Origin of the sequence: Vibrio sp. TRT 2004 (assembly GCF_050113735.1) — a bacterium.
Lineage (GTDB): Bacteria > Pseudomonadota > Gammaproteobacteria > Enterobacterales > Vibrionaceae > Vibrio.
This window is the reverse complement of record NZ_JBNJOH010000004.1, coordinates 131,994-147,942: the sequence shown is the minus strand read 5'-3', so window position 1 is coordinate 147,942 and position 15,949 is coordinate 131,994. Positions and strand designations below refer to the sequence as shown.

13 protein-coding genes are annotated in these 15,949 nt (G+C 45.8%); 5 read left to right on the top strand and 8 right to left on the bottom strand.

From position 1 onward, the window contains the following. Nucleotides 1–17: 17 nt before the first annotated feature. Complete coding sequence (locus ACQEXR_RS03300) at nt 18–1,361, bottom strand: MATE family efflux transporter (protein ID WP_426950971.1); 1,344 nt, start codon at nt 1,359–1,361, stop codon at nt 18–20. A 156-nt stretch (nt 1,362–1,517) separates the two neighbouring features. Between ACQEXR_RS03300 and ACQEXR_RS03295 the strand changes: the two genes are divergently transcribed. Then, nucleotides 1,518–2,231, top strand: coding sequence for a helix-turn-helix domain-containing protein (locus tag ACQEXR_RS03295; protein WP_427019741.1), 714 nt, complete (start codon nt 1,518–1,520; stop codon nt 2,229–2,231). Here ACQEXR_RS03295 and ACQEXR_RS03290 read toward each other — a convergent pair. The 5 genes from ACQEXR_RS03290 to ebgR all read right to left on the bottom strand — a co-directional run bounded on the left by ACQEXR_RS03290 (nt 2,182) and on the right by ebgR (nt 9,712). Then, a complete protein-coding gene (locus ACQEXR_RS03290; protein WP_427019740.1) occupies nt 2,182–3,090 on the bottom strand; it encodes a DMT family transporter in 909 nt (302 codons plus the stop codon). The two genes, ACQEXR_RS03295 and ACQEXR_RS03290, sit on opposite strands and share 50 nt — an antisense overlap. 190 nt (nt 3,091–3,280) lie before the next feature. Next, nucleotides 3,281–4,714, bottom strand: coding sequence for an amino acid permease (locus ACQEXR_RS03285; protein ID WP_427019739.1), 1,434 nt, complete (start codon nt 4,712–4,714; stop codon nt 3,281–3,283). Between the two features lie 97 nt (nt 4,715–4,811). Continuing rightward, nucleotides 4,812–5,264: a beta-galactosidase subunit beta gene (locus ACQEXR_RS03280; RefSeq protein WP_138970430.1), complete on the bottom strand. Its 453-nt coding sequence runs from the start codon at nt 5,262–5,264 to the stop codon at nt 4,812–4,814. A 3-nt stretch (nt 5,265–5,267) separates the two neighbouring features. Beyond that, entirely contained in the window at nt 5,268–8,372 is a 3,105-nt protein-coding gene (gene ebgA, locus ACQEXR_RS03275) for a beta-galactosidase subunit alpha (RefSeq protein WP_427019738.1), read from the bottom strand. A 356-nt stretch (nt 8,373–8,728) separates the two neighbouring features. Continuing rightward, nucleotides 8,729–9,712 (bottom strand): transcriptional regulator EbgR, encoded by a 984-nt coding sequence (gene ebgR / locus ACQEXR_RS03270; RefSeq protein ID WP_427019737.1) that lies wholly within the window; start codon nt 9,710–9,712, stop codon nt 8,729–8,731. 365 nt (nt 9,713–10,077) lie between these two features. Between ebgR and galE the strand changes: the two genes are divergently transcribed. The 4 genes from galE to galM all read left to right on the top strand — a co-directional run bounded on the left by galE (nt 10,078) and on the right by galM (nt 14,500). Further along, entirely contained in the window at nt 10,078–11,094 is a 1,017-nt protein-coding gene (gene galE / locus ACQEXR_RS03265; RefSeq protein ID WP_331416492.1) for a UDP-glucose 4-epimerase GalE, read from the top strand. A gap of 45 nt (nt 11,095–11,139) precedes the next feature. Continuing rightward, nucleotides 11,140–12,195: a UDP-glucose--hexose-1-phosphate uridylyltransferase gene (locus tag ACQEXR_RS03260; RefSeq protein ID WP_331416493.1), complete on the top strand. Its 1,056-nt coding sequence runs from the start codon at nt 11,140–11,142 to the stop codon at nt 12,193–12,195. A gap of 70 nt (nt 12,196–12,265) precedes the next feature. Then, a complete protein-coding gene (gene galK / locus ACQEXR_RS03255; protein WP_427019736.1) occupies nt 12,266–13,426 on the top strand; it encodes a galactokinase in 1,161 nt (386 codons plus the stop codon). 9 nt (nt 13,427–13,435) lie between these two features. Continuing rightward, nucleotides 13,436–14,500, top strand: a complete 1,065-nt coding sequence (gene galM / locus ACQEXR_RS03250) for a galactose-1-epimerase (RefSeq protein WP_427019735.1) — start codon at nt 13,436–13,438, stop codon at nt 14,498–14,500. Nucleotides 14,501–14,568: 68 nt separating this feature from the next. On the opposite strand, the gene ACQEXR_RS03245 is transcribed toward galM, so the two are convergent. Continuing rightward, a complete protein-coding gene (locus ACQEXR_RS03245; RefSeq protein WP_427019734.1) occupies nt 14,569–14,913 on the bottom strand; it encodes a ribosome recycling factor family protein in 345 nt (114 codons plus the stop codon). A gap of 3 nt (nt 14,914–14,916) precedes the next feature. After that, on the bottom strand, nt 14,917–15,810 hold the full coding sequence (locus ACQEXR_RS03240) for a LysR substrate-binding domain-containing protein (protein ID WP_427019733.1): 894 nt from the start codon (nt 15,808–15,810) through the stop codon (nt 14,917–14,919). Nucleotides 15,811–15,949 lie beyond the last annotated feature (139 nt).

Below are 15,949 nucleotides of genomic sequence, written 5' to 3'. Positions count from 1 at the left end.
ATTGTGCGCCCTTAAACTTAACTCAAGGTGAAGCGCGTCCAGACTTTTGAACGCCAGCGCCTCGCCATGATTAAACCTCGGAACCACTCATCGAGTGCAATCGCCATCCAAGCACCGATAACACCAAAGCCCCAATGCACACCAAATAGGTAACTCATGGCTACGCCTAGTCCCCACATACTGAGAATGCCCATTTGGACTGGGAATTTAATATCTCCTGCGGCTTTTAGTGCCGAGATAAAGATCAAATTAAACACCCGACCAGCTTCTAAGATAATTGACCCTGCAATGAGACTGGCTGTGAGTGCTGAAATCTCGGGATCGGCGGTGAACAGCGGAATAATGTTGTCGCGCAGTAAATAGATAGCAATAGTCACCAGTGTCGAAACAACAAAGCCAATCACAAAGTAGCGTTGTACCAGCTTGAGAATCGAATCGATCCAACCACGCCCAATATAGTAGCCTGCTTGTATCTGGCTGCCTTGCCCTAATGCAAGGGCAAAGGCGAATGACAGACGCGCAATATTTTGTGCGTAGGTAAAGGCGGCGAGTGAGGCGGTGCCCATCTGAACGATAAAAAAGGTGATGCATATTTGAGCCATATTATATGACAGGACCTCACCTGCATTCATAACACCTATCTTTACGATGCGAGAATAAATCGTCTTCGGAATCTGCTTAAATTGACCAAACGGTAGCGAAATATCACTACGTCGAATGACCACCGCTAAAATCAGAGTGCCGATAACTTGGCTGATGACAGTAGCAATCGCGACACCTTCCACGCCATATACGGGTAAGCCGAAAGGTTGGTAAAGGGCGATGTAGTTTCCGACAATATTGATGACACCACTAATCAGGTTGACGACCATTGGTGCGCGTGAATAGCCGTTACTGCGCAAAATCGTCGTCAGGACAATGCCGAGTGTAATATTAAACGTCAACGCTCCACTGATGACTAAGTACTCATGAGCATATTGCTCTACCTGTGCTTCAAGCCCGTACAGCGGTAAAAAATGATAAGCGCCGATCACTGCGATCACGCTTAACGAAATTCCGACGAGCGCGGAAAGGGCAATACTTGCGATACCAACATACGCAGATTCCAAAGTACGGTTGGAACCATTGTATTGAGCAATAAGGATCCCAGTCCCACTGCTAACCATTGAAGATACAATGATAAGAAAGAACGATAGCTGAGAAATGACGCCTACGGCAGAAACGGCTTTGTCTGAGTATCCACTTAGCATGAATACATCACTGGTATTGAGTGCTGTCCTTAGCAAAATTTCGACGAACAGAGGCCATGTCAGGGCGACGATATTCATACGTTTATCGATAGAACTTGCTGAATTCGACATAGGGGTCTTAACAAATGAAGTGGAACCGACAATTATATAATCACAAAGAAAGTGTGGATATGAGTTTTCTTACTTACTGGGAAAATCACTAAGCTGTGGACTTTTCTTTGTGTGATAAAGTGGTGCTTTGATAGTGAATGGATTCAGGACGAAACATTGAGCGGAAAAATTACAGTCAGAGCATACAGTCGCAGCTCAGATGGACACACTCATGATCATCATCAGGTACTGCTTCCTCTTCGGGGCTACATTGATCTGACATTGGATGGCCGTGCTGCCAGTGTCTCTTATGGAGACTGCGTTGTCATTTTGTCTGGCTGTTACCATGAATTTCGTGCTCGTGAAGATTTCCGTTTTTTGGTGATCGATGTAGAGCAACTTCCACAATCATTGCTCACACTGGAACAGCCAATTCTTTTACTTGATGAAGCGACCCATCAGTATGTCCGCTTTATTGAAAAGCAGTTGGAACACAATATTGAGGATGAGCTAGAAGAGAGCATGCTTGGGTTACTCTTTGAGCTGCTTTCACGTCAATGTTCGACAAGTAAAATGGACAACCGAATCAAGCAGGTGATCCAATATATTAATCAAGATATTGCTGCGAATTACACTATCGAAGAGTTATCTAAGGTGGCTTGTTTAAGCCCTACTCAGTTCAAGCATTTGTTTGGCAAAGAGATGCAACTCACGCCTCTCAAGTATCTCGCCAAACTAAGAATGGAAAAAGCGCGCACTCTGCTGACCAACACCGATATGCCAATCAGCAGAATTTCAGAGGAAGTAGGATTTAGTAATCCATCTTCGTTTACGCGAAGCTTTAGCGGCTATTTTGGCTTATCACCGAAGAGCTTTCGTAGTCATGATTAGTGGATGTCTGGCGACGGTAGATAAGAACGCTAAACGCAACCAAAGCCATACCGAACAAGGTCGTACTGCTTAATGTCGTGCCAAACAGCAAGTGGTCAAACAGGTAAGTCAGTACCGGAACTGCATAAAACAATACGCTGACTTTGTCCGAGCTCTCTTTGTTGACCATATACATCAGCAATAGCAAGGCGCCTACAGAGACAACAATGCTCATCCACAGCGCAGAGAAAACAAGCTCACCAGCCCAATTAATCTGCCATCCAACATACAGGCTAACAAGCGTAAATATCGTGCTTGATAGTAGGCATTGATACCACATCGCTTGAACTGGTTGGATGATGACTTTTTTCTGTTTGATGGTGCCAAACGTGAGCGCTAATAGCGCGAGCACGGCAGACAATAATCCAGACCAACCTATTTTAGTCAAAGTTTGCGCGCCAGCTATGGCGATGCATAGGCCAGTGAAGCCTAAAACTAACAACAACACTTTGATGCGGTCAATTTTTTGCTGACAAAGTAACGGGGTGATGAGTGGCTGAACTCCCAGTACTAAAGTGACCAGACCCGGTGACATCCCACTATCAATCGCCAAAATATAGAAAGTGAGGTAGAGAACTTGTAACAGTAAGCCGATCGTCAGTATTGAGGCGACATCACTTCGGGTTGGCTTAGAAAATGTTGCCTTGCTGAAACGTCTTGCGATGAGAAAAATTACGGAGATACAGAGCAGAGAAATCAGAGCCCGCAGGGCTAGAAAACTCCACTGTGAAGAGAACTGCAAGCCGAGCTTAACGATCACCGCACCACTACTCCACATCACCAGAAATAACACGGGTGCTATGGTATTGAGTTTAGTCATTGTGATTAACCTTATTGTTGATATGACAGAACATGCAAGTGGCGGCCGCGCACCTTGCTGATCACTATATCTGGTCTTGAGCGGGATAAATGATCCGAAAAGACGCTTTTCTGTTCGTGAAGGTCGTAGTTGACAGTGATAGACAAAACAAAAAAGGGCACCACTAGGTGCCCAAAAGGGGTTGTCATTATTATTTTAGGGCAACGGCAGGCGCGGCCTCTTGTAAGCGCTCTTGATCATTGAGTGACTTTTCGTATTGGCTGTACTTCCACCAAGCAAAACCTAGGAAGATAACAATGCCGCCAACGTTGTAGAAAATGATGGTCATGATGTCTGCGCCTGTTGGGAACGTTGACGCTAGGAAGCCCACAGTGAAGATACCGATCAGAATCGAAACCACGGCAATCCCTGTCATGCGTGAACCCATTTTGAAATCACGTTCTAGATGATCCAGTTTTAGGCGCAAGTTTAGGTAAGCCAGCATAATGAACAGCGGTGGGAGCATTGAAGCCGCTGCGGTCATATTGATCACCGTATTCATAAGATCCTGAGCTGTATTTGAGCCTAAGGTTGGGATAATCATTAGTGGGAATACGATGGCGTACTGTACCCAAGCTGCACGTGCTGGAACGCCATTTTCATTAAGCACTACCGTTTTCTTACCAAAGATACCTTCAGGAATTTCTGAGAAGAAGATTTTTACAGGTGTTGCAGTCCACATTAGTAGAGAACCAAACATGGCTGTGAATGAAACCAAGCCCACGAAACGGTTCATCAGGATTTCAGGTAGGCCAAAGTAACTTGCTAGCCCTTCAAATACCTGAACTGAGCCACCTGTGTATTTTAGCTCTGAGCTAGAAACAAATACGTTGATGAGTACAGAAGAGACAGAGTAAAGCGCACCAATAAAGATACCTGCAATAATGATCACTTTTACAAAAGACTTAGAACCACCTTTAACGTCGTTGACGTAAACCGCGACAGACTCAGCACCGCCCGCAGCCATAAAGATCCATGTAGTAATGCCAAGGAATGCCCAACTGAAATCAGGGATCATTGCTTCAACAGTTACTGGGTCAGCCGGTTCTACACCGCCAAGTAGCGCAGCGCCAGAAAGCAAGATGTACGAGATAGTGAGTAACAGCATTAATGATGAAGTGACGGAAGTAATTGGCCCCAGCATTTTTGCGCCGTTGGTAGACACATAAGTTGCGAACGCAAACAGGATCATACTGAGAGCAGTGGTCGCGAATGGTGTCAGAATGTACTCATAGCCAAGGAAAGCATAGGAAGCGTAGGCGATAACGCGTGGCAGTAGTGAGGTAAAGAAGAACAGGTTTACGAACCAGTAAGTGTAAGCAGAAATAAATGCCCAGCGACCACCGAGTGAGCTTTTAACCCAAGCATAAACCCCAGCTTCTGAATCTTTGTTGAGAGAAACGAACTCAGCGATGATTAAGCAGAAAGGGATGAAATAAAAGATGGTCGCTAAGAAGAACATTGGTGCCGATGCTAGACCGATTTCAATATTGTTGTTAATGACGTTGTTGAAACTGAATACGGCAGCAAAGGTTAAGGACAGCAAGCCAAACTTGCCTATGGTGTTACGTTTGGTATCAGACATTTGTTATATCTCCGAAGAGTCACGTGTTTGTAGGGTTTTATCGAGAGGCTGATGCGACAGGCATCGCCCCTCGTTGTTATTGGTATGAATGTCTTGGTTACTTGTTGAGGAAGTAGCCATCTTCGATGGTTACTTTCAGCACCACTTTGCGCACTCGGTTGTCACCTAAGAAACGATAGCCTTGGCTATTGTCAAAAATGGCCAACTGACCTGCGCTCAGTTCACGTACTTGCCCTTTACCTATCAGGTATTCACGATCCGTTTCATCGCTATACGCCTCAAGCTGTTGTAGCTGAGACTTATCCGCAAATTCTACTGATTCTTTGCCTTCCAGATAGTAGTGCACATCAAAGTAGCGGCGGTTACCGATAAAAGTGTCATTGTTCAGTGAAATGCCATCTTCAATCATGTACACCAGTGAGTCGCCAATGGAGTGCATTACGCCATCTTTGATGTTGACGCAGTTTTCAATCGCCTCAACACAGCGGTTCCATTTACGACCATTGCGGTACACTTGTTTGAATTGCTCTAAGCTTTCTAACACGATCATGGGTTATGCCTCGTTTACATCAGTTGTTGTGACACGCTTGTTCTTAAAGAAGGCGTCACCAAAGTTGTGTGCAGCCAGTGCTTGGGCGTTACAGTCACCCGCTTGCAGTGGCATTAGTGTCAGGCCATAGCAAAACTCATCCATGTAGACACGGTATGAATCGAGCACTTCACTGCCCCAAGAATTGGAACCAAGTCCCATCAATTTGTGGTCGAGATTCAGAGTGATGTAACCACTTTTCTCAAGCTCAATTGTGTGCTGAGCTTGATGTAGATTTTGGTTGGTGTAGAACCAAGCACTGAAGTTGATCTCTTGCTGAGGCTTTACTAACAAACCGGTGCCATTGCGATTAGTCAAAGCTGCCCAGCGAACGTTTTGACGGTTGCCGTTATTTTGAGGGAATGGGTAGTTCTCAAACATATCAGCGACGGTTGTCTGGTAAACATCAATCATGTTGGCTTGCTTGCTGTCTTGGTAGTTTTCTTCTGGGCCACGACCATAGTATTTGACCTGTTCGAACTCACCATTGATCCCAAGATCTAAACCGATCACAGGAATGACATGCGGGTAATTGCCATAGCGTTCGCCGCTCAGTTCTAGGTTGAGTTGTCCTTCAGCGTTGATCTGGTAGCGGTAGCTGCAACGCATCCCGAAATCGAATACTGGTGGCGCGATGATACTGGTCGTGGTGATTTCGACTTTGCCATCAATCAGCTCAACATTGAGGGTGCGGAAGTGCTCTTGCATGATTTGAAGGTGGGCAGGTTGCCACAATCCTTCATGCTCTTGCTTGTGGTTGTCGATCATTGGTTTGAAGAAGTTGAGCTTCGGTTCAGATTTGATCAGCTCCTCACCATTGACCAACCACGAGGTTAGCTTGCCATTGACTTTCGAGAAGTTAATTGCAAAGTTATGGCCCTCAATCAAATAACCAAGACGGCTCTCTTCGATATTTAACCTGGTTGCGTTGGCGTTACTATAAGTTGTAGTGGTTGCCGTATTTGCTTTGATTGGGTATTGGTAAACCGCAATGTCGTGGTTAGCCGCGCTGTAGAGAGTGCAGCTATCTTTACGCACGGTAAAGTTGACGAAGACTTCACGTTGATCCAATTCCGGGATCGCAATCTCAATGTCTCGTTCAGAGTTGGCGGCTAAGTCAGCTACTTTGAATTGAACGGTGCGTAAAGTCTCACCTTCGGCGCGAATATCTGCGGTAATGGTGTAATCGTTGATGTCTGAGAACCACAGCTTGTTTTCAATGGTAAACTTACCCATTTGTGGGTCGATAGCGCGGATTTTTACTGGCGCGATCACCTGCTTGTACTCTTTCAAGCCTGGGCCTGGAGTTTGGTCAGGGTAGATCAAACCATCCATACAGAAGTTGTAGTTGTTAGGGTAGTCGCCATAGTCACCACCGTATTTGTAGAAAGACTCACCTTTCTCATCGTGGGCTAAAATGCCATGGTCACACCATTCCCAAACATAATGACCTTGGATGTGATCATGTTTGTAGAACACATTTTGATATTCAGTCAGACCACCTGGGCCATTACCCATAGCGTGGGCGTATTCACAGATGATGCGCGGTTTTTCGTGCGGGAACTCGCCGAAATAGTTCATCAATTGTGCACGTGAGTACATGGTTGAAATGACATCAACAACCTCCGCGTCACGGTCTTCTTCATAGTGGACGAGGCGAGTGTCATCAATCGCTTTGGTTGCCGCGCACATCGCGCGGATGTTACAGCCGTAGCCTGATTCGTTGCCCATCGACCACATGATGATGGATGGATGGTTTTTTTGTGCGTGGATGTGGCGTTCGGCGCGCTCGACAAACACAGCTTCCCACGCGGCATCATTCGTGATTCGGCTCAAATCTCCCACGTTGGCAAAACCATGAGTTTCTACATCGGTTTCCGCCATAACGAACAGACCATAGATATCACACAGTTCATAGAAGCGAGGGTCATTAGGGTAGTGAGCTGTACGCACAGAGTTAATATTGTGTTGCTTCATCAACACGATGTCTTTCTCGACGCGATCCATTCCCACAGCGCGACCCTTTAGATGATCGTTGTCGTGACGGTTAACCCCGTGGAGCATTACATATTGATTGTTGATGTAAAACAGGCCATCACGCACCTTAATGTCACGGAAGCCAACTCGTTGTGGGATCACTTCCAAGATGTTGCCTTGATTATCACGCAGAGTGATCAGAAGTTGATAAAGGTAAGGATTTTCAGCGGTCCAGTGAACTGGGTGGGTCATCTCGATGTTAAAGCGAGCCTGAGCAGATTGGTCGATAGTCAGGTTACTGCATGAGCCTTGAGCAATAACCTGACCTTTATCCATCAGAGCGTAGTCTAGTGAGTAGCCATGCGCTTGCTGGTTACTAAGGTTCTCAAGTTCCACCTGACAAGAGAGCGTTGCTGCGACGTAGTCGTCGGCAAAGTCAGTGCGGACGGTAAAATCTTGCACATGGGTTTGTGGTCTACCCACAAGGTAAACATCACGGAAGATGCCGGCGGTCCACCACATATCCTGATCTTCGATGTAGGTAGAGTCTGCCCACTGCATCACGCGCACTGACAGAAGGTTATCGCCTTGTACTACGTATTTTGAAATGTCGAATTCGGCGGTAAGTCTGCTCCCTTTGCTAAAACCGACATATTGACCATTTACATAGACTTCAAAGTAGGTTTCCACACCATCAAATTTGATGATGGTTTGTTGATCATTCCAACTCTCGCTCAGAGTGAAATTACGCTGATAAGCGCCAGTTGGGTTATCGCTTGGCACAAAAGGAACATCAATTGGGAAAGGAAAACCTTCATCAGTGTATTGAAGATCGCCATGGCCTTCCATTTGCCACATATTTGGAACCGTAATCTGGCCCCACTGTTCCATCTTGTCAGTGTAAAACTCCTCAGGAACCAAGAGCGGGTTTGTGAAGTAGTTAAAACGCCACTGTCCGCTTAGCTGCATAAAGTGGTTGCTGAGCTCGCGTTGAAAAGTTTGTGCGCTGTTGACGGAATCGTATGAGAAAAAATAGGCACGTGGTGCCATGCGGTTCTCATGTAGGTGTAGGAAGTTTTCCCAATTGTTCACGATTGCTCTCCCTCGGCTTAAAGCGTGCGATGACTGCCGACGTTCTGTTAAAAAATGCTCAGTGAGCTTATGGGAAAGATATTAGTAAAACTTTTACTAAAATAAATTGGTGAAAACGTTTTACTTTAACTGGATCACGATTTATTCGAGTCGGTAGGTGAAAGCTGTGATCACGATTAAAGAATAATGTTTAACCACATCTTATTGCTAGGTGAGGGGGGAGTAGCAGCATGGATTTGAGTTTTAAATAATAAAAAAGGCACTGAAATTCAGTGCCTTAGAGATGCTGTTTGATTGGTTTTATTTGAATCGTTGTTCAAGATGCGGAGTGAGAATGGCTAGCCACTGCTCTGGAGTCATTGAGTGGTGCCTCTTAGTTTTAGCTTGCTCGGAACATAAACCTGTAATGGTAGGGCGCGACCATCACGAACTTTTTCAATGAGAAGGTTAACGCCTTGAATTCCCATCATCTCTGAGTGAATTCGCACCGTAGACAGGGATGGGAACGTAAACTTTGCGGTAGGAATATCGTTAACACTAATAAGCGAAATGTCTTCAGGGATATTAAGCCCGTGCTCATGAATGGCTCTTAACACCCCAATCGCAATTGAATCCGAGGCAATAAATAACGCTCTAGGGAAGTCCGGTTTTGCCAGCATTTCTTTAGCAAGCTTATAGCCAGATGAGCTGGTGAACTCGCCACGATAGATATCATCAAGTGACACTACGCCTTTAAGTTGCCCATATTCAGCGAAGGCAATTTCACGAATGTCGGCACAATTGGGTTTATCCTGACCCCCAATAAAACCAATACGTTTAAAGCCCTGGTTGATGAAAAAATCGGTGATTTGTTTGCTGATTCGTTTGAGGTCAATGTCGACAGAATCGAATTCAGAGTCACAGTCACTGAAGTCGACATAGCAAATATTGTCAGTCATCTTAGTCAACTGGGCTAAGGTGGCCGGATTGCTTCGTCCAACCAAAAGAACACCCGTTATCTTATTGCTTGCTGCGACAATTTCATTGTTATAACAATTTGTTAGCTCAATGTTTAGTTTATCGCATTGAGTTTCGATGCCGTGGCGGATAGAAAGGTAATAGGGGTCGTTGACTTCCGCTTCCTGAGGGTAGTTGTATACCGCCATAAAGTGATGATTTTGTTTTCTAGCTAGCGCCGCTTTCTTGGAGCTACTGGTTTTATACTCTAGCTTTTCTGCGATCTCAAAAATGCGGTGCTTAGTCTCTTCTTTAACACTTAATGTTGGATCGTCGTTAAGTACCCTTGATACGGTAGCTAAGGAAACCCCCGCTTCCGTCGCAATATCTTTCAATGTTGCCATTAATTATTACGTCCCTTTATTACTTGTTGCGCTTACGTAGGCAATCTAACTATGCCAAGTATTGTAAACAATCACACCGATCAAGTACCGATTTTTAGTAAAAAATAGCAAACATTGTTATCTATTCGAATGCTGAATGGAAAAAGCTTCAACGGAAATCTTGTTTACTACGGCCAATCGGTCATCAACTTTCATTAACTAAACCATTTATCACACTAATCTTGAAGGTCATTTATGGTTAATTTTGTGGAAACGTTTACATAACGCGAAATTGATCACGGATCTTGGACGTCGTTGATTGATAGACTTTTGCCATCGAAGAGATTTGAGCATGGTATTGCTCACCGATTGATGGAGATCGAATAGTGAAAGTTCTTGTTACCGGCGGTATGGGATACATAGGCAGTCATACTTGTGTGCAGATGATTGAAGCAGGTATTGAACCCATTATTGTAGATAATCTTTGCAACGCCAAAGAAGAGGTGCTTACTCGTATCGATGCTCTGACTGGTAAAACACCGACGTTTTACCTAGGTGACATCCGTGATGAAGCATTTCTCGATTCTGTATTTTCGAAACATGACATCACGTCGGTGATCCACTTTGCTGGGCTAAAAGCGGTTGGTGAATCTGTTGAAAAGCCCCTCGAATACTATGACAACAATGTTAATGGCACAGTGGTTCTTGCTCGTTCGATGCGTAAAGCGGGTGTCAAAAGCCTTGTTTTCAGCTCTTCTGCCACTGTTTATGGCGATCCTCAACAAGTACCTATCACCGAAGAGTCGCCAACTGGAGCGACGACAAACCCTTATGGTCGCAGCAAATATATGGTCGAACAGTGCCTCAGTGATCTGTTTGCTGCTGAGCAGGACTGGAGCATCACGTTGTTACGCTACTTTAATCCTGTTGGAGCACACCCTTCTGGAACGATGGGGGAAGATCCCCAAGGTATTCCAAATAACTTGATGCCATTCATTGCTCAGGTTGCTGTTGGGAGACGTGAGCGCTTGTCTATTTTTGGTGACGATTATCCTACACAAGATGGTACCGGTATCCGCGACTATATACATGTCATGGATCTCGCTGACGGGCATATCGCGGCACTGAACTCTGTGGGGAGTCAACATGGTTTGCATGTCTACAACCTAGGCACGGGGAAAGGATCGAGTGTATTGCAGATGGTGGAGGCGTTTAGTCGTGCCTGTGGACATGCCGTTCCTTACCAAATATGCCCTCGTAGAGCTGGTGATATTGCTGAGTGCTGGGCAAGCACTGAAAAGGCTGAAAAAGAGTTGGGATGGCGCGCGCTGCGCAGTATCGATGAAATGACAGCCGATACTTGGAATTGGCAGTCAAACAACCCTCAGGGTTATTCCGCCTAACACCATATTTGATATGAAAATAGTTTAAGTAGTTGAGTAAGTACGATGTCGAAGATTGAGTTTAACCCTGTGGATCATCCACACCGCCGATTCAACCCATTAACTGGGCAGTGGATTCTTGTATCGCCACATCGAGCCAAGCGACCTTGGAGTGGCGCTGATGAGAAAGCGGCTGTAGATGAACTACCTGAATATCAAGCAGATTGTTTTCTATGTCCAACAAACCAACGTATTTCGGGTGATGTAAACCCAGATTATCAGGGCACTTATGTGTTTAGTAATGACTTTGCTGCATTAATGCCAGATTCACCAGATGCACCTGAATCAGACAATCCATTGTTCAAGACACAAGGCGTTCGAGGGCTGAGTCGAGTTATCTGTTTTTCTCCTGATCACAGCAAAACCTTGCCAGAACTCTCTGTGACTCAGATCCGCGGTGTGATAGATACTTGGAACCGTCAGATCGAAGAGTTAGGTGAGCACTACATCTGGGTTCAGGCATTCGAAAATAAGGGGGAAACCATGGGCTGTTCTCAGCCTCACCCGCACGGTCAGATTTGGGCGAACAGTTTCCTACCGAATGAAATCGAACGTAAAGAGCAGAATCTTAAAGCCTACTACCAACAACACGGCAGCAATTTGCTGGTGGACTATGTGAATGCTGAATTGAAAGACGGTTCACGAGTTGTGGTGGAAACCGAGCATTGGGTAGCTTTGGTGCCATATTGGGCGGCATGGCCATTTGAAACACTGTTACTGCCTAAAACGCATATTCGCCGTATGAGTGAATTGACTGACGAACAACGCGATGATCTTGCCGTGGCGATCAAGAAGTTGACCAGCCGTTATGACAACTTGTTCCAATGTTCATTCCCTTACTCAATGGGCTGGCATTATGCCCCCTTCTTTGAACAGGGGACGGATATTGAACATTGGCAGCTTCATGCACTGTTCTATCCACCACTTTTGCGCAGTGCCACAGTACGAAAATTTATGGTTGGTTACGAAATGTTGGCCGAAAGCCAACGTGATCTCACCGCAGAACAAGCTGCGCAACGTCTTCGTGACTTGAGTGATGTTCATTACAAAGAGCAGAAGTAACCAACCATTTTAGCCAGCAATGCAGTGCAAGCGCTGGCATGAAAAATTTAACAGAATTCTAGAGGGCTTTATGTCAGAACTAATCAACAGTGTGAAAGCATCATTTAGCCAAGTACTTGGCTACGCAGCGAGCCATATCATTCAGGCTCCAGGGCGCGTCAATCTTATTGGTGAACACACCGACTACAACGATGGTTTTGTATTGCCATGTGCGATCGACTATCAAACGGTCGTTGCTGCGGCGAAACGTAACGATAGTATTGTGCGAGTTGTTGCCGTTGACTACGAAAACCAAATCGATGAGTTTGATATCAGCCAAGAGATCACTTTTGTTAAGGATAAAATGTGGGCCAACTACATCCGCGGTGTGGTCAAGTGCTTGCTCGCCCGAGGCTATGAGTTTGGCGGTGCAGATATTTCTGTGAGTGGTAACGTACCGCAAGGCGCGGGCTTGAGTTCTTCTGCTGCGCTAGAAGTCGTGATAGGTCAAACTTTTAAAGTGCTTTATCAGCTAGAGATTTCTCAGGCGGAGATTGCGCTCAATGGTCAACAGGCAGAAAACGAATTTGTTGGCTGTAATTGCGGCATTATGGATCAGATGATTTCCGCTGAAGGCAAAGAAAATCATGCAATGTTGCTAGATTGTCGAAGCTTGGAAACCGAATCTGTCTCTATGCCTGCTGATATGTCCGTCGTGATCATCAACTCCAATAAACAACGCGGTCTGGTGGACAGTGAGTACAACACTCGCCGTCAACAATGCGAGCAAGCGGCCAGTCTCTTTGGTGTCAAAGCGTTACGTGATGTCACTATGACTGAATTTGAAGCGAAAGCAGATCAGCTTGATGAAGTGGTCGCTAAGCGTGCTCGTCACGTAATCACCGAAAATGACCGAACACTTGCAGCCGCTCAAGCATTGCGTGCAAACGATCTCAAGCGTATGGGGCAGTTAATGGCACAATCGCACATTTCTATGCGTGACGATTTTGAAATTACCGTCAAAGAGATTGACACCTTAGTGGATATTGTTAAAGAGGTTATCGGCGAGCAAGGCGGTGTACGTATGACGGGGGGCGGCTTTGGTGGTTGTATTGTTGCAGTAATGCCGCCTGAACTTGTCGAGCCAGTCAAAGCAGCTGTTGCTGAGCAATATCAAGTCGCAACCGGATTAAAAGAGTCTATCTACGTTTGTCAGGCCAAAGATGGCGCCGGCCTGATTGAAATGTGCTAAGGACTGTTGATGGAAAATTCTCTCTTTCGCACCATGACTGAGCAGCTTGCCTATGACGGTCAGCCCGCCCAGTTATTTGAATTAACCAATGTGAGTGGGGTTCGCATTGTGTTGATGGACATCGGAGCAACATGGCTCAGTTGTCGTTTGCCTTTGGCGTGTGGTGAGCTGCGCGAAGTTTTGTTAGGTGTAGGGACCATGGCAGACTTTGAGCGTCAGCCTAGTTACATGGGGGTAACGGTTGGCCGCTATGCGAACCGCATTGCCAATGGGCTTTTTACGCTTGATGGGCAGTCATATCAGTTGTCTGTGAACCAGGCTGGTAACTGCTTGCATGGTGGCATCTCGGGTTTTGATAAGCGGCGCTGGCAAGTGGTCGAACAGCAAACCAATACCATTATTTTTGGTTTGAGTTCAGCCGATGGGGATCAAGGTTTCCCTGGGAATCTTGATGTTCAACTGCGCTATCAGCTCCATGATGATGGACGATTCGATATTGAATACATCGCTCATTGTGACAAAGCGACGCCGATAAATTTGACCAATCATGCTTATTTTAATCTCAATGGTACAGAGAGTGAGTTGGATGCCCGTTCACATCAACTGCAAATCGAAGCGGATTACTACTTGCCGACGAATGAGAATGGTATCCCACTTGACGATTTGGTCAGTGTCCAAGGTACTGGTTTTGATTTCCGCAGAGTCAAAAGTGTCGCTCAAGACTTATTAGCGGATGAGCAACAACAAGCCGCTAAGGGATATGATCACAGCTACTGGTTTGATCCACAACGTGATACCAGTGTGCCTGTAGTGACGTTGACCAGTCAGGATCAGCAAGTGTCTCTTTCGGTGATAACTGACAAACCCGCGATGCAACTCTATTGCGGCAATTGGTTAGCGGGTACGCCAGCGAGAGCGGGAAAAGAGTATGCAGATTATGCGGGATTAGCCCTAGAAACGCAGTTTTTGCCGGACTCGCCCAATCACCCACAATGGCCGCAGTCAGGTGTCATTCTACGTCCGGGAGAGGAATATCGTTATCAAACGACATTCCAATTTTCCCGCTCGCGATAATCGCCAGATAGAAAAAGCCAGTCACACGACTGGCTTTTTATAATTTAAGGAAGCGTCAGCTACGCCGTTTAGAATCCTTCATGCTGGTCAATTGCAACGCGAGCTTCACTCATCGAGCAACCTGTTTCTTGCACGAGTTGACTAACGGTCATGGTGGGATTGCTGAGCAGTATTTGAGACAAATCGACGTCAGGTTCGGGCAAGGATTTGCCAATCGCTGCAACTATCCACTGTTGATCCTCATCTTTTAGAGTCTCTATCAATGAGCGCAATTGCTGTTCGTGGCCGCTCAACTGCCAATGCCTTGAACGTCGAATTCGCTTTAACTGACAACCATGCTGGTTGGCACACTTGATCACCGCTGTTTTGTCAGCAACTCGGTGGACGAAACTGTTGAGAGTGATGGACAACATGCCTTAGTGTTCCTCAAACCAATGTTGGACAAAATCGATGAAGGCTGACAGCTTGGTGCTACGACGAAGCTGAGGAGGGAAGATCAGGTAGATGTTGCTTTGAGTCATTACATAGTCAGGTAAGACTTGCAACAGTTTGCCGCTATCCAGCGCGGGCTTGACTAAATAACAGGGCATCTTGATCACCCCTTTGCCTTTCAACGCCGCATCAAGCAGTAGAAGGTTATCGTTGATGAGCATATCGCCATCTGTTGCCACTTCAATCATCTGATTATCGTTTGTGGAAAATTGCCATTTACGTAGATTTGGATCAGATAAACAGTTGTGTTTAGTGAGATCTTGCGGATGAGTCGGGATGCCGTTTTGAGCCAAATAGTCTGGTGAGGCGCAGCAAATGTGTTGGTACGGCATCAGTTTTTTCGCCACCATATTCTCTGGTGGGGTATTGGTCGCACGGATGGCTAGGTCGAAGTTGCTTTTGGTGAGGTCTTCTCTGGTATAGCCAATGTCTAAGTCAAATTCGATGTCAGGGTGCAGCAGTTGAAATTGATGGCAAATCTCGATCAGAAAGCGGTGGCTGAAAATGGTGGGGGCGGTAATTCGTAGCAGTCCGCCGACGGTACTCTTGGTGTGATCGAGTTCCTTTTCTAACTCAAGGATTGACGCATTGATACCTTGCATTTTTGCTAGAATCTTTTCCCCTGCGGCTGTTAAGCGAACACTGCGCGTAGAGCGGATTAATAAGCTGGTTTCTAGCTCCTGCTCTAGCTGGAGTATTTGCGATGAGAGATAGCTCCTCGAAATGCCGAGATTATCTGCGGCTTTAGAAAAGCTAAGTTGTTTGGCTACCTCGCCAAATAGTGCGTAGCGCTCGAAACGCTTGTGCATTTTATGCATCAACACAAACCTATAATTCGAAATCTGTTGTTGATTATATCGTTCAATATAGAAAATTAAAGTAAGTTAATTGTGCGTTATACCGAATTATCTTTTCGTCTTTATGGTCTTAATCGTCCTGCTGGCTGGCAGTATACTG

Coding starts and splice junctions, on each gene's coding strand:
- ACQEXR_RS03280 (WP_138970430.1), bottom strand. CDS start 5,264: ATGATCGTGTTAGAAAGCTTAGAGCAATTCAAACAAGTGTACCGCAAT.
- ACQEXR_RS03290 (WP_427019740.1), bottom strand. CDS start 3,090: ATGACTAAACTCAATACCATAGCACCCGTGTTATTTCTGGTGATGTGG.
- ACQEXR_RS03245 (WP_427019734.1), bottom strand. CDS start 14,913: ATGTTGTCCATCACTCTCAACAGTTTCGTCCACCGAGTTGCTGACAAA.
- ACQEXR_RS03300 (WP_426950971.1), bottom strand. CDS start 1,361: ATGTCGAATTCAGCAAGTTCTATCGATAAACGTATGAATATCGTCGCC.
- galM (WP_427019735.1), top strand. CDS start 13,436: ATGGAAAATTCTCTCTTTCGCACCATGACTGAGCAGCTTGCCTATGAC.
- ACQEXR_RS03240 (WP_427019733.1), bottom strand. CDS start 15,810: ATGCATAAAATGCACAAGCGTTTCGAGCGCTACGCACTATTTGGCGAG.
- ebgR (WP_427019737.1), bottom strand. CDS start 9,712: ATGGCAACATTGAAAGATATTGCGACGGAAGCGGGGGTTTCCTTAGCT.
- ACQEXR_RS03260 (WP_331416493.1), top strand. CDS start 11,140: ATGTCGAAGATTGAGTTTAACCCTGTGGATCATCCACACCGCCGATTC.
- ACQEXR_RS03285 (WP_427019739.1), bottom strand. CDS start 4,714: ATGTCTGATACCAAACGTAACACCATAGGCAAGTTTGGCTTGCTGTCC.
- galK (WP_427019736.1), top strand. CDS start 12,266: ATGTCAGAACTAATCAACAGTGTGAAAGCATCATTTAGCCAAGTACTT.